11 protein-coding genes are annotated in these 14051 nt (G+C 65.7%); 3 read left to right on the top strand and 8 right to left on the bottom strand.

Annotation, left to right across the window (positions count from 1 at the left end; all coding sequences use genetic code 11):
• Positions 1 to 112 precede the first annotated feature (112 nt).
• Positions 113 to 376: a LysR substrate-binding domain-containing protein gene (locus ACO2Q5_RS16725; RefSeq protein WP_423293128.1), complete on the top strand. Its 264-nt coding sequence runs from the start codon at positions 113 to 115 to the stop codon at positions 374 to 376.
• Between the two features lie 44 nt (positions 377 to 420).
• Positions 421 to 1218 carry an SDR family oxidoreductase gene (locus ACO2Q5_RS16720; RefSeq protein ID WP_423293126.1) on the top strand — a complete coding sequence of 266 codons (798 nt, stop codon included), beginning with the start codon at positions 421 to 423 and terminating at the stop codon, positions 1216 to 1218.
• A 17-nt stretch (positions 1219 to 1235) separates the two neighbouring features.
• On the opposite strand, the gene ACO2Q5_RS16715 is transcribed toward ACO2Q5_RS16720, so the two are convergent.
• From ACO2Q5_RS16715 to ACO2Q5_RS16685, 7 genes are all read right to left on the bottom strand, one after another.
• The gene (locus tag ACO2Q5_RS16715; protein WP_423293124.1) at positions 1236 to 2447 is read right to left on the bottom strand and encodes a Bcr/CflA family efflux MFS transporter; all 1212 of its coding nucleotides are present in this window, start codon (positions 2445 to 2447) and stop codon (positions 1236 to 1238) included.
• Positions 2448 to 2557: 110 nt separating this feature from the next.
• Positions 2558 to 3343, bottom strand: coding sequence for a crotonase/enoyl-CoA hydratase family protein (locus tag ACO2Q5_RS16710; protein ID WP_423293122.1), 786 nt, complete (start codon positions 3341 to 3343; stop codon positions 2558 to 2560).
• Complete coding sequence (locus ACO2Q5_RS16705; protein WP_423293120.1) at positions 3340 to 4197, bottom strand: hydroxymethylglutaryl-CoA lyase; 858 nt, start codon at positions 4195 to 4197, stop codon at positions 3340 to 3342. The genes ACO2Q5_RS16710 and ACO2Q5_RS16705 overlap by 4 nt, the downstream gene beginning before the upstream one ends.
• Positions 4190 to 6190, bottom strand: coding sequence for a biotin carboxylase N-terminal domain-containing protein (locus tag ACO2Q5_RS16700; protein ID WP_423293117.1), 2001 nt, complete (start codon positions 6188 to 6190; stop codon positions 4190 to 4192). Before ACO2Q5_RS16700 ends, ACO2Q5_RS16705 begins: the two co-directional genes overlap by 8 nt.
• A gap of 121 nt (positions 6191 to 6311) precedes the next feature.
• On the bottom strand, positions 6312 to 7922 hold the full coding sequence (locus ACO2Q5_RS16695; RefSeq protein WP_423293115.1) for a carboxyl transferase domain-containing protein: 1611 nt from the start codon (positions 7920 to 7922) through the stop codon (positions 6312 to 6314).
• Positions 7922 to 9085 carry an isovaleryl-CoA dehydrogenase gene (locus ACO2Q5_RS16690; RefSeq protein WP_423293113.1) on the bottom strand — a complete coding sequence of 388 codons (1164 nt, stop codon included), beginning with the start codon at positions 9083 to 9085 and terminating at the stop codon, positions 7922 to 7924. The genes ACO2Q5_RS16695 and ACO2Q5_RS16690 overlap by 1 nt, the downstream gene beginning before the upstream one ends.
• A gap of 23 nt (positions 9086 to 9108) precedes the next feature.
• A complete protein-coding gene (locus tag ACO2Q5_RS16685) occupies positions 9109 to 12564 on the bottom strand; it encodes an indolepyruvate ferredoxin oxidoreductase family protein (RefSeq protein WP_423293111.1) in 3456 nt (1151 codons plus the stop codon).
• A 165-nt stretch (positions 12565 to 12729) separates the two neighbouring features.
• Between ACO2Q5_RS16685 and ACO2Q5_RS16680 the strand changes: the two genes are divergently transcribed.
• Positions 12730 to 13191 carry an Lrp/AsnC family transcriptional regulator gene (locus ACO2Q5_RS16680; protein WP_423293109.1) on the top strand — a complete coding sequence of 154 codons (462 nt, stop codon included), beginning with the start codon at positions 12730 to 12732 and terminating at the stop codon, positions 13189 to 13191.
• Positions 13192 to 13278: 87 nt separating this feature from the next.
• Here ACO2Q5_RS16680 and ACO2Q5_RS16675 read toward each other — a convergent pair whose 3' ends face one another.
• Complete coding sequence (locus tag ACO2Q5_RS16675) at positions 13279 to 13986, bottom strand: GntR family transcriptional regulator (protein WP_423293107.1); 708 nt, start codon at positions 13984 to 13986, stop codon at positions 13279 to 13281.
• Between the last annotated feature and the right edge of the window lie 65 nt (positions 13987 to 14051).

The raw sequence follows: 14051 nt of genomic DNA, 5'->3' as shown, positions 1-14051 counted from the left end.
GGGCCGCATTGTAGGCGGGCCAGTTCGTCGTGCGGTAGCGGGCAGAGGAAGGCTTCGGCATGGACCGAATCTAACGCTCAGGATTCACGACGTGAATCCGCATCACCGATAAGTGCAACAACGTCTGCGTACTACCTCGATGGAGGCGCTGCGCGAATGGATCGGGCTGGGCCTTGGCGTCACCATCGTCGCCGATACCGTCTATCGCCCGTGGTCGCTGGAGGGGCTGAAGATCGAACGCCTGCCGCTGGCAGAGTCGGTGCCGCCACTGGAAATCGGGCTGGCCTGGCGGCGTGAGGGAGAGCTGAGCGAGGTGGCGCAGGCCTTTTCCACCTTTCTGCAGCAGACGGTGCGGCGCAGCGAAGGCCAAGTGTAGGCCGGCAGAAATCGGCGTCTCAACCGCCAGAGGGAGGAAACGGGATGGATCTGGGGATCACAGGAAAATGGGCGCTGATCTGCGGCGCAAGCAAGGGGCTGGGCTTTGGCTGCGCACAGGCGATGGCGGCAGAGGGGGTCAATCAGGTGATCGTCGCCCGGACGGCCGGGGCACTGGAGCAGGCGGCGGCACAATTGCGCGCCATTCCCGGCGCCGGGCAGGTGATCGCTGTCGCCGCAGATGTCACCACGGCAGAGGGACGCGCGGCAGCGCTTGCGGCACCGGGCGGGCCGGGGCGGGCGTTTGACATCCTGCTCAACAACGCAGGCGGGCCCCCGCCCGGCGATTATCGTGACTGGCAGGACGCAGACTGGCTGGCCGCGCTTGGCGCAAACATGCTGTCGCCCATTGCGCTGATCCGGGATCTTGCCGATGGCATGGCCGGGCGCGGCTTTGGCCGGATCGTCAATGTCACCTCGGTCACGGTCAAGGCGCCGATTGCCAATCTGGGCCTGTCGAACGGTGCGCGCTCCGGCCTGACCGGCTTTGTCGCGGGGATCGCGCGTGGCCCACTGGCGCGGCAGGGGGTGACGATCAACAACCTGCTACCGGGGGCCTTCGCCACTGATCGGCTGATCGCCACCATCGCGAACGAGGCCGAGGGCAAGGGTCTGGCGATGCCCGATTTGGTGGAGCGGCGGCAGGATGGTATTCCCGCAGGTCGTCTGGGCACGCCGGAAGAATTCGGCGCGGTCTTTGCCTTTCTCTGCAGCAGGCAGGCGGCCTATATCAACGGCCAGAATATCCTTTGCGACGGCGGCGCCTATCCGGGCACGCATTGAGCCAGGGGGCGGGGACCTCAGCGCACCCGCCCGACCCACAACAGCCCGAGGCTCAGCACCGATGCGGCCAGCAGCGTGGCCCCGCAACTGACCGCCTGATCGGGCGAAAGGCCCACAAGCAGCGTGCAGACACCGCCAAGTGCCATCTGCGCGGATCCGAAGAACCCCGCGGCTGCGCCCGCCCGATCCGGCACGGTATCCAGCGAGGCCGCCAGCGCGGTCGGGCTGATGGCGCCGCCGGAGAACATCAGGATCAGCGTCAGCAGGAACAACAGCCCCGGCGTCAGCCCGCCCCAAAGCGCGGTCATCAGAAACAATGCCGACACACCCACTGCAAGCAGCGCCGCCGTCAGCATGAAACCGTTCTGCGACATCCGCCCGATCCGCCAGCGCGAGGCGACGGTGCCCGTGACCGCCCCCAGCAGAATGCCGCCGACAAACCAGCCGACATGGGCCGGCTGCACCCGAAGCTGATCGATCAGGATATAGGGCGCGGCGGCAAAATAGGCATATGTCTGCGTCGAGGCGAGTGCACCCCCCGTTGCCGTGCAGGCAAAGCGGCGATGGGTGGCAAGCCCGCCCATCTCGCCCAGCACCCGGCCCAGCCCCAAGGGCTGGCGCAGCGGCACCGTTTCGGCCATGCGCACCAGAACCAGACCCAGAGCCAGCAGCGCAAACAGGCCAAGCGTCAGAAAGATCACCCGCCAACTGGCACCGACCGCCAGCCACGACCCCAGCACCGGACTGACGGCAGGGCCGATCAGCATGATCAGATTCAACAGCGAGATATCCCTTTGCGACCCGGCCCCGCCCGCCACATCGCGCACCACCGCCCGCGCCATGGTCAGCCCGGCCGCCCCGCCTGCCGCCTGCAGCACCCGCCCCGCCAGCAACACGCCAAGGCTTTGCGCCATGGCACAGACCAGCGACCCCGCCACAAAGATCAGCACCCCCGCGATCACCACCGGACGCCGCCCAAGCGCATCGGACACCGGGCCATAAAGCAATTGCCCGATCCCCAAGGTGAAGACATAGACCCCGATCGACAGCTGGATCTGTGCCGCATCCACCCCCAGTTCGGTGGCCGCGAACGGCAGCACCGGCACGAACATATGCATGGGCAGCGTGCCGGTGCAGGCCAGCATGACCGGCAGCCAGATCGACGGCGGCCTGCGCCCTGCGGCCCCGTGGTTTGCGCCCGCCGGTTCTGCGATCTTTGTCTCGGGCATGGACACCCGCCTGTGTTGGCACCGGTCCTGTCTAGCGGGGCCGGGGCCGCCGCCAAAAGACGTTTTGCCAGAGGCAAGACATCTGTATTTCAGATAGCCTGCGGCACGGTTCAGCCGGACCAGTCGGGTTTGCGCTTTTCCATGAAGGCCGCAATGCCCTTGGCCAGTTCCGGGGTTTCCCATGCATCGGCAAGGCGGCGGATGGTATCCTCGATCACCTCGGCGTCGATCCGGGGGCCAAGCGCGCGGGCCAGCGCCTTGGCACGGCCCACGGCGCCGGGTGCGGCAGACAGATATGCCGCCGCCTCGGCCTCGGCCTCGGCCTCAAGCGCCGCCTCCGGCACCACGCGCGATACGATGCCCAGACGCTCTGCCTCGGCGGCGGAAAAGATACGCCCGGACATGAACACCTGCCGCGCCCGCCCCTCGCCCATCCGGGCCAGCACATAGGGGCCGATGGTGGCCGGGATCAGGCCCAGCCGGGTTTCGGTCAGCCCGAATTGCGCAGGCTCTGCCGCGATCACGGTATCGCAGACGCAGGCCATGCCGACGCCCCCGCCAAAGGCCGCGCCATGGATCTGCCCGATCAGCGGCACCGGCATCTCATTCAGCGCGTTCAGCATCATGGCAAGCTTGCGCGCCTCGCGCATGCGGGTGGGGCGGTCAGCCGCAATCTGCGCCTGCATCCAGCCCAGATCGCCCCCGGCACAGAACATTTTCCCCCGGCCCGACAGGATGATGGCACGCGCCTGCCCGCCCTGCCCCAGCGTTCCGGCCATATCGGTCAGATCCGCGATCATCTGCGCCGAAAGCGCATTGCGCTTTTCCGCCAGATCAAGCGCGACATGGGCAATCCCGCGCGGATCCATCCTCACATCAAGCGTCTGCCAGGTCATGCCATCCCCCTCAGGCTACGGGCAAATTCCGCCGCATGGCGCAGGCGGTCGGGGTCAATCCCGGTCTCGAACCCTTCGGCAATGGCCAGCGCGACCACGGTTTCGGTCGCGACATTGCCCTTGGCCCCCGGCGCAAAGGGACAGCCGCCAAGCCCCCCTGCCGAGGCATCGAACACCCGCAGGCCACGCGACAGGGAGGCGCGGATATTGTCGATGGCCCGGCCATTGGTATCGTGGAAATGTCCGGCCAGCCGGTCGGCCGGAACACGCGCCAGCACCGCATCCAGCATGGCGCCCACCGTCCCGGGCGTGCCGCTGCCGATGGTATCGCCCAGCGAGACCGCGTAGCAGCCCAGATCCAAGAGCCGGACCGCGACATCGGCCACCGCATCCGGCGCGACCTTCCCGTCATAGGGACAGTCACAGACGCAGGAGACATAGGCGCGAACCGGCAGACCCGCCGCCCGCGCGGCCTCTGTCACCGCGGAAAAGCGGATCAGGCTTTCCGCGATGGAGCAGTTGATGTTCCGGCGGCTGAAACCTTCGGAGGCGGAGGCGAAGATTGCCACCTCATCCGCCTGAGCCGCGACGGCAGCCTGAAACCCCTGCAGGTTGGGCGTCAGCACAGCATAGGAGACACCGGGTGCGCGGGTGATGCCCGCCATCACCTCGGCGGCATCGGCCATCTGCGGCACCCATTTGGGGCTGACGAAACTGGTGGCTTCGATCTTGGCAAACCCGCAGGCCGACAGGGCATCGACCAGCCGGATCTTGTCGGCGGTGGCGATCTGCCGCGCCTCGTTCTGCAGGCCATCGCGCGGTGCCATCTCGAACAGGGTGACATGATCAGTCATCGGCAGCCTCCAGCATCAGCAAGAGCGCGCCATGGGCCACCTGATCACCCTGCGCCGCCAGCACTTCTGCCACCACCCCATCGCGCGGCGCGGTCAGGGTATGTTCCATCTTCATCGCTTCAAGCACGATCAGGGCCTCGCCCTTGCGGACCTGCTGCCCGGCTTTCGCCGCCAGCCGGGTGACAAGGCCCGGCATCGGCGCGGTGATGCCATCGCCGCCCTCTCCCGCGTCTTCGGCGCGCTCCGGATCGGACAGGTCAAAGCTGTGGCATCCGCTGTCGTCGCAGATGGTGATGCGGCGTGAGGTGGTGATGACCTCCAGCCGTTTGCGATGCCCGGCGAGTTCCAGCACAATCGTCTCGCCGTCGCGGGCGGCGACTGTCACCTCAAGCTCTGCCGCACCGCCGGCGATCAGGAACCGCCCCGCCGCCTGCGGTGTCACGCGCCAGCGGGTTTCCTGCGTGCCATGGGTCAGGGTCAGAGGCAGGCTGTCGACCGGCCAGTGCCGCCACCCGGCAAGCCCGCGCCACGGATCGTCGGGCACCGGAGCCGCCAGAAACCCCAGGGCGGACAGCACCGCCGCGGCCGCGACATGCGGGCCAACCGCAGGTCTGGTCAGCAGCGCGGTCAAATCCCGCGCGATCAGGCCGGTATCGACCTCGCCCCGGCGAAAGCCGTCATGCCCCGCAAGCGCCGACAGGAACCCCAGATTGGTGATCGAGCCCTGCACCCGGCACTGGCCAAGGGCGGCGGACAAACGGCTGAGCGCGATGGCGCGGGTCGGGCCATGTACGATCACCTTGGCAATCATCGGATCGTAGAAAGGGCTGATCTCGTCGCCCTGCCGCACACCGCTGTCGATGCGCAGCGCCGCGCGGGAGAACTCGGCCGCGGGCGGAAAGGCCAGAAGGTCCAGCCGCCCGGTCGCGGGCAAAAAGCCGTTCTCGGCATCCTCGGCATAAAGCCGCGCCTCGAAGGCCCAGCCGTCGATGCGCAGATCCTCCTGCGCCACCGGCAGCGGCTCTCCGGCGGCGACGCGCAGTTGCAGTTCGACGAAATCAAGGCCGGTGATCGCCTCTGACACCGGATGTTCGACCTGCAGTCTTGTGTTCATCTCCATGAACCAGAACCCGTCGGGGCGCAGCGGGCCGGAGCCGTCGACGATGAATTCGACCGTGCCCGCGCCGCGATAGCCGATGGCCCGCGCCGCCTCGACCGCGGCCGCGCCCATGGCCGCACGCATCTCGGGGGTCATTCCGGGGGCCGGGGCCTCTTCGATCACCTTCTGATGGCGGCGTTGCAGGGAACAGTCCCGCTCGAACAGATGAATGACATTGCCATGGGCATCGCCAAACACCTGAATTTCGATATGGCGGGGCCGGGTGACATATTTCTCGATCAGGCAGGCCGGATCGCCGAAAGCGGCCTGCGCCTCGCGCTGCGCCGAGGCCAGGGCCTCGGCAAAATCCTCCGCCCGTTCGACCAGCCGCATCCCCTTGCCACCACCGCCTGCCCGCGCCTTGATCAGCACCGGCCAACCGATCTCGGCCGCCCGGGCGGCCAGAAAATCCATGCCCTGTTCAGCACCGTAATAACCGGGCACCACCGGCACCCCCGCGCCTTCCATCAGCGCCTTGGCGGCATCTTTCAGACCCATGGCGCGGATCGCATCCGCGGTCGGCCCGATGAACGCCAAGCCCGCCGCCGCGACAGCCTCGACAAAGCCGGGGTTTTCGCTGAGGAAACCGTAACCCGGATGGATCGCCTCTGCCCCGGTCGCCTGCGCGGCCGCGATGATGCGGCTGCCCTGCAGATAGCTTTCGGCAACGGTGGCGCCGCCGATATGCACCGCCTCGTCCGCCATCGCCACATGGCGCGCGTTTCTGTCGGCGTCGGAGAAGACCGCGACGGTGGCGATGCCCATCCGGCGGGCGGTGGCGATCACGCGGCAGGCGATTTCACCGCGATTGGCGATCAGGATTTTCCGGAACATTTGGGTTCCCTTGTGCTTGCGGCATCTGTGCTTGCGGCATCTGTGTTTGCGGCACCGCCGGGGGCTTCGCGCCCCCGGACCCCCGCGGGATATTTGGGCAAAGAGGAAAGCAGGCAGGCCATCACATGCGGAAGACGCCGAAGCGGGTCTCTTCAATCGGGGCGTTCAGGCTGGCCGCCAGGCTGAGGGCCAGCACCTCGCGGGTTTTGCGCGGGTCGATGATGCCGTCGTCCCAGAGCCGGGCCGAGGCATAAAGCGGGTGCGACTGTTCCTGAAACATGGCGATGGTCGGGGCCTTGAAAGCGGCCTCTTCCTCCGCGCTCCAGCTTTTGCCGCTGCGCTCGATGGCGTCGCGCCGGACGGTGGCAAGGACACCCGCCGCCTGTTCGCCGCCCATGACCGAGATGCGGCTGTTCGGCCAGGTCCAGAGGAAACGGGGGGAATAGGCACGGCCGCACATGCCGTAATTGCCTGCCCCGAAAGAGCCGCCGACCAGAAAGGTGATCTTCGGGACTTTGGTGGTGGCGACTGCGGTGACCAGCTTTGCCCCGTCTTTCGCGATGCCCGCCGTTTCATAGGCGCGGCCGACCATGAAGCCGGTGATGTTCTGGAGGAACACCAACGGGATGCCGCGCTGGCTGCAAAGCTCGACAAAATGCGCACCTTTGAGGGCGCTTTCGGCAAAGAGCACACCGTTGTTGGCGATGATGCCGACCGGCATTCCCATCACATGCGCAAAGCCGCAGACCAGCGTGGTGCCGTAGCGGGCCTTGAACTCATCAAGGCGCGAGCCGTCGACGATGCGGGCAATGACCTCGCGGATGTCATAGGGGGTCTTTAGATCGACCGGCACCACACCAAGGATTTCCTCGGGGTCATAAAGCGGGTCTTCCACAGCCTGCCGCGCAAGAAGGGCGGGCCGCTGCGGCAGGTTCAGGCTTGCCACCGCCTGCCGGGCGAGGGCCAGGGCATGGGCATCGTCATCGGCAAGATAGTCGGCCACACCGGACAGCCGGGTGTGGACATCACCGCCGCCCAGATCCTCGGCGCTGACCACCTCGCCGGTGGCGGCGCGCACCAGAGGCGGCCCGGCGAGGAAGATCGTCCCCTGATTGCGGACGATGATCGTCACATCCGACATCGCCGGCACATAGGCCCCGCCTGCGGTGCAGGACCCCATCACCACCGCGATCTGCGGGATGCCCTTGGCCGACATATTGGCCTGATTGAAGAAGATGCGGCCAAAGTGATCGCGGTCGGGAAAAACCTCATCCTGATTGGGCAGGTTGGCGCCACCAGAATCCACCAGATAGACGCAGGGCAGCCGGTTCTGTTCGGCAATCTCCTGCGCGCGCAGGTGCTTCTTCACCGTCATCGGGAAATAGGTGCCGCCCTTCACCGTGGCATCGTTGCAGACCACCATCACCTCGCGGCCCGCGACACGGCCGATCCCGGTGATCAGACCCGCGCAGGGACTTGCATCGGCGTAAAGCCCATGTGCGGCGAACTGCCCGACTTCGAGAAAGGGCGATCCCGGGTCCAGCAGGCACGCCACCCGGTCCCGCGGCGGCAGTTTGCCCCGCGCAACATGCCGCTCCCGCGCGGCTGTCCCGCCCCCGGCGGCGGCCTGTGCCGCGGCGGCGCGGATGTCTGCAAGCGCCGCCTCATGCGCGGCGCGGTTGGCGGCAAAGCGTTCAGACCGGGGGGAAAGCGCAGAGGTCAGCACCGACATCAGGACATTGCCCCCATCAACTCGCGGCCGATCAGCATCCGGCGGATTTCGCTGGTGCCGGCGCCGATCTCCATCAGCTTGGCATCGCGGAAGATGCGGCTGACCGGGCTTTCGTTCATGAAGCCGGCCCCTCCCATCGCCTGCACCGCCTGATGCGCCACGACCATCGCCTCCTCCGAGGCGTAAAGCACACAGGCCGCCGCATCGGCGCGTGTGACCCGACCCTGATCGCAGGCACGCGCCACCTCGTAGATATAGGCGCGGGCCGAATTCAGCTTGGTATAGATATCGGCGATCTTGCCCTGCATCAGCTGGAAGTTTCCAATCGGCTGGCCGAACTGTTTGCGGCTGGCAAGATAGGGCATGATCTCGTCCAGACAGGCGGCCATGATGCCGGTGCCGATCCCCGACAGCACCACCCGTTCGTAATCAAGGCCGGACATCAGCACGCGCACGCCGCGCCCCTCTCCCCCCAGCACATTTTCGGCGGGTACCTCGACATTCTGGAAAATCAGCTCGGCCGTGTTGGAACCGCGCATCCCCAGCTTGTCGAAATGCGGCGACTGGGTGAACCCTTTCATCGTCTTCTCGATCAGGAACGCCGTGATGCCTTTGGACCCGGCTGCCGGATCCGTCTTGGCATAGACCACCAGCGTGTCCGCCTCTGCGCCATTGGTGATCCAGAACTTGTTGCCGTTGAGGATATAGCTGTCGCCGCGTTTTTCCGCCCGCAGCGTCATAGACACCACATCCGAACCTGCGCCGACCTCGCTCATCGCAAGGGCGCCGACATGCGCGCCCGAGACCAGACCCGGCAGATATTTCGCCTTTTGCGCCGGACTGCCGTTCAGCGCGATCTGATTGACGCACAGATTGGAATGCGCGCCATAGGACAGGCTGACCGACGCAGAGGCGCGGGCGATTTCTTCCACCACGACGACATGCGCAAGATAGCCCAGACCGGCACCGCCAAATTCCACCGGCACAGTGATGCCCAACAGGCCAAGATCGCCCATTTCCCGCCAGAGCGGCGCGGGAAACAGGTTTTCCCGGTCCACCGTCGCGGCCAGCGGCTTCACCCGGTCCTGCGCCCAGCGGTGAACCATGTCGCGCAGGGCGTTCACCTCCTCGCCCAGATCGAAAGTCATGGATGCGTTGAACATAAGGCTCCCCCCCTTCAGGTCTGTTATTCGGCGGCAAAGCGCAGCGGGCCCGGGCCCGACAGGGCCTCGCGCAATGCGTCACGCCGTTTCATCTGCGTATGGAACGCGGCCTCCTTCACCGGACCATAGCCGCGGATATCCTGATAAAGGGCAAGCAGCGCCTGCATCTGCGCGATATTCTCGGGCCGCACCGCCTGTTGAACAAGGTCCAGATCCGCCTCAAAGCGGGGGATCAGACCCCGTTCCATCTGCCGGTCATGGCTGCGGCCAAAGGGATCGGCCCAGGTGCCGCGCAGGCGCTTCATGCGGGCCAGCACGCCAAGGGCGGGCAGGATCCAGCGGCCAAATTCCCGCTTTTTGGGGCGGCCATCCAGCGCCTTGCCGGGCAGGAAGGGCGGCGCGAAATTGAAGGCGAGGCGGTAATCGCCGTCGAACTCTGCCGCCAGACCGGCCCGGAACTCAGGCGCACTGTAAAGCCGCGCCACTTCGTATTCATCCTTATAGGCCAGAACCTTGGCATAGCCGAGGGCCGCCGCGCGCAACAATGCCTCGCCTTCGGCGCCCATCCCTTCGGTCTGACGGCGCAGCCGGCCCAGCCGTTCGGTATAGCGGCGGGCAAGGGCCTCATGCTGATAAGCGGTCAGATGCGCCGCACGCTGCGCGATCAGCTCTGCCACCTCCATCCGCTCCTGCGGCTTCTCGGTCGGCGCGGGGCTGGCCAAGGCCTCCACCGCCACCGGGTCATGCGCCAGTTGCCGGCCCCAGTCGAAGGCTGCGACATTGGCCTGTACCGCCACACCGTTCATCTCGATCGCGGCAAGGATCGAGCGGAGCTGCAGCGGGATCAGCCCGTGCTGCCAGGCATAGCCCAGCATCATGATATTCGCGCCGATCTCATTGCCGGTCAGCGCCACCGCGAGCGATGAGAAATTGCGGAAATGCGCGCGGCTGCGCACGGTCTTTTCGACCACCCGCTCCACCGCGGCGGATTTGAAATCGAAATCACGATGGCGCACGAAATCCGACACTGGGGTCAGATGGGTGTTCAGAACGGCATCAGTCCGCGCAGGATCACAGAGAATAACGGCATCCTTGGAGGCCGAGACCACCGCATCCGCCCCCAGCAGCAGATCAGCCCGGCCCGCCGTGATGCGCGGCGCGGTCGGCGGATGCGCGGGATCGGCGATGCGCAGATGGCTCAGCACCGCGCCGCCTTTCTGTGCAAGCCCCGCCATATCCAGGATCATCGGCACCTTGCCCTCGATATGCGCGGCCATGCCCAGAAGCGCCCCGATGGTCAGAACGCCGGTGCCACCCACGCCGGTGACGGCAAGGTTCCATGGCCGGTCGAACACCGGCAGCACCGGATCGGGCAGCAGCGTTTCACTCGCGGCCTTGCCCGCAGGTTTGTGCAGCTTCGCCCCGCGCAGCGTGACGAAGGACGGGCAGAACCCCTTGAGGCAGGAGTAATCCTTGTTGCAGCTGGACTGGTTGATCCGGCGCTTGCGCCCCATCGCGGTTTCTTCCGGCTCGATGGCGATGCAGTTCGACTGGACCGAGCAATCGCCGCAGCCCTCGCAGACCGCCGGATTGATCCAGAGCCGCATGTCGGGATCGGGCATCAGCCCGCGCTTGCGGCGGCGGCGTTTTTCGGCGGCGCAGGTCTGTTCATAGACGATGACGGTCACGCCCGGCACCTCGCGCAGCTCTTTCATCACGGTGTCGATGGCATCGCGGTGATGGATTTCCGTGCCGGGGGCGAGGTCGGCGGCGGCATAAAGGTCGGGCCGGTCCGACATCAGAACGACCCGAGCCACCCCTTCGTGATACATCTGATGGGTGATCTGCTGCGGTGTCAGCGTGCCGTCGATGGGCTGGCCGCCGGTCATGGCGACGGCATCGTTATAAAGGATCTTGTAGGTGATGTTCGCCTTGGCGGCGACCGACTGGCGCACCGCCAGATGACCGGAATGGAAATAGGTGCCGTCCCCCAGATTGACGAACCGGTGCTTTTCATCGGTGAACCGGCTGATCGCCGACCATGGCACACCTTCGGCCCCCATATGGGTGAAGGTGTCGGTGTTGCGGTCCATCCATTGCGCCATGAAGTGACAGCCGATCCCCGCCATCGCCTTCGACCCTTCAGGCACTTTGGTCGAGGTGTTGTGCGGACAACCCGCGCAGTAATGCGGCAGGCGGATCACCGGGGCGGCGCTGCTGGCCCCGCGCGCCTCGGCCTCGGTCAGGGATTTCGCGCGGGCGGCAATCTGCGCGGCCAGCCCCTCCGGCAGCGACAGTTTCAGGATGCGCGCGGCGATCACCTCGGCAATATCGCCGACCGTCAGCCCCGCCGACAGATGCAGCAAGGGCCGGTCGGCCTCATCATGCTTGCCAACAATGCGCGGGCGCACATCGGCCCGCCAGTTGAACAGCTGCTGCTTGATCTGGTTCTCGATGATCTCGCGCCGTTCCTCGACGATCAGCACCTCCTCCAGACCCTGCGAAAAGCGGCGGATCCCCTCCGGCTCCAGCGGCCATGGCATCCGCACCTTGTAGAGCCGCAGCCCGATGGCCGCCTGTTCCGCCGGGCCGATGCCAAGTTCGGTCAGCGCCTGACGCACATCCTCATAGGCCTTGCCGGAGGCGACGATGCCCAGCCGGGCGCGGTCGTTCGGGATGGTCAGCAGATCGACGGCATTGGCGCGGGCAAAGGCGATCGCGGCAAAGCCCTTGTGCTCCTGCAAGCGTTCATCCTGCACCAGCGGCGGATCGGGCCAGCGCAGGTTCAGCCCACCGGGCGGCATCTCGAAATCGGTGGGCAGCACAAATTGCCGGCCCTCCTGCGCCAGATCAATGACGCTGGTGGTCTCCACCGTTTCGGAAATCACCTTATAGCCGACCCAGCAGCCGGAATAGCGTGACATCGCGATGCCCAGCAGGCCCATCTCCAGAAATTCATGCACTGAAGACGGGTACAGCATCGGCATCAGCGCCGAGATGAAGGCGTGATCGGACTGATGCGGAATCGACGAGGATTTGCAGGTATGGTCATCCCCCGCCAGCGCCAGAACCCCGCCATGCGCCGCCGTACCCGCGGCATTCGCATGTTTCAGCACATCGCCGGAGCGGTCCACCCCCGGCCCCTTGCCATACCACATGCCCAGAAGCCCGTCCTTGCGGGCGCCGGGGGACAGATGCAGCTGCTGGCTGCCCCAGACCGCTGTCGCCGCCAGATCCTCGTTCAGGCCGGGCTGGAACAGGATGTCATGCCGGTCGAGCAGCTTTTCCGCCTTGACCAGCTGCTGGTCGAACCCGCCCAGAGGCGAACCGCGATAGCCGGAAATGAAGGCGCCGGTGTTCAGGCCCGCCGCCCGGTCGCGCTTCATCTGCGTCATCGGCAGCCGCACCAGCGCCTGCGTGCCGGTCAGATAGACGGCGCCCCCCTCGGCCAGATACTTGTCGTCCAAAGAAATGGTCATCAGCGTATCCCCCCTGAAAAAGATAGCGCGGACGGCAGGAAACAAGGTCTCTAATGCTGACCTTCTTGGCCTTTTATTTGGTACAATGTATCGTGATTACAGGCATCGGCGTAACACTGTTGCCAAACCTTCGATGCTGCACCTGCATTGTATTGTTATGGAGGAATGATGGAGATCGACGAGGCGGACCGCCGCATCCTGCGTGCCATTCAGGACGCGCCCGAAATCACCATGCGCGAACTGGCCGAGGTGACGGGGCTGAGCCATTCTCCCTGCTGGCGCCGGTTGCAACGCCTGCGCGAAGAGGGCGCGGTCAGCCCGCGCCGCTTCGTCATCGACCCCGAGGCGGTAGGCTTCGATATCCTGGTCATGTGTTTCGTCAAGATCTCCCGTCACCAGCGCGAAAGCCTGCGCGCCTTTGAAGAGGCGGTGGCGACGGTACCCGAGATTTTGCAATGCTATTCGCTGAGCGGCGAATATGACTATGTGTTGCAGGTCATCGCGACCAGTGTGAAAGACTATGAGGCCACGGTGAAAAACGCGCTGGTCGAACTGCCCAATGTACAGTCGATCAACACCAGCTTTACCCTGAAACGGGTGAAGAACAGCCTGAACATTCCGGTCTGACAGCGCAGAGACGCCACAGCTGAACTGTGCCGGCCCGGAGGCCGGGCCCGTTTCAGCCGGTCTGCGATATCGGCTCCGAAGACAATTTCAATCGGCCGGATCCGCAGGATCCACGGCGATTTCCCCGGCAAGTATGATATCGACCGTCCGGGAATAATGCGCGCGCACCAGCTGTCCGGCCAGATCGGCATCACGGTTCAGCACCGCGTCACGCAGCTCCATATGCTCGATCACATCATCGCGCGGCGCATTCAGGTAGTGGGCCGCCGCGATCCGCCGATAGCGCTGTGCCTGCAGATCAAGGATCGTGCGGAACGACAGCAGCTTCGGCATCCGGCATTCCGACACCAGTTCGGAATGAAAGCGGATGTGGTGCCGCTCCCATTCGCGGTCGACATCGCCATCCGGGCCGATCTTCTTGCGGCGCTGCATCGCGTGGAAGGCCGCCAGCACCCGCCCCTCCCACAGCTCGTCCCCATTGGCGATAGAGTGGCGGATCGCCATGGCGTCGAACTCGCCCCGCAGAAAGGCAATCTCGCGCAGATCCGTGCCGGAAACCGGCGCGACACGATAGCCCTTGCGCTGCTCGGTCGTGACCAGACCCTCAGAGGCCAGATGCATAAGCGCTTCACGCAGCGGGGAAATCCCGATGTCGTATGTCTCCCTCAGCTCATCAAAGCGCAGCTTTTCGCCGGGCACCAGCCGTGCCTCAAGGATCTCGTCGCGCAGGACGTCAAGGATCTCGGCTGTCCGGGTCTTGCCCGGCTCTGGTTGCGACTGAACGATTTCCTGCATCCGGCCCGGCCTTGCTGCGCTTTGCTGTGTCGCGGTCAATCTAGCGCCGTTCCCCGCCGCCGACA

The sequence above is a fragment of the Neotabrizicola sp. VNH66 genome (assembly GCF_049445895.1).
Taxonomy (GTDB): domain Bacteria; phylum Pseudomonadota; class Alphaproteobacteria; order Rhodobacterales; family Rhodobacteraceae; genus Pseudogemmobacter.
The sequence above is the reverse complement of the archived record's forward strand: the minus strand, read 5'-3'. Positions and strand labels throughout refer to the sequence as shown.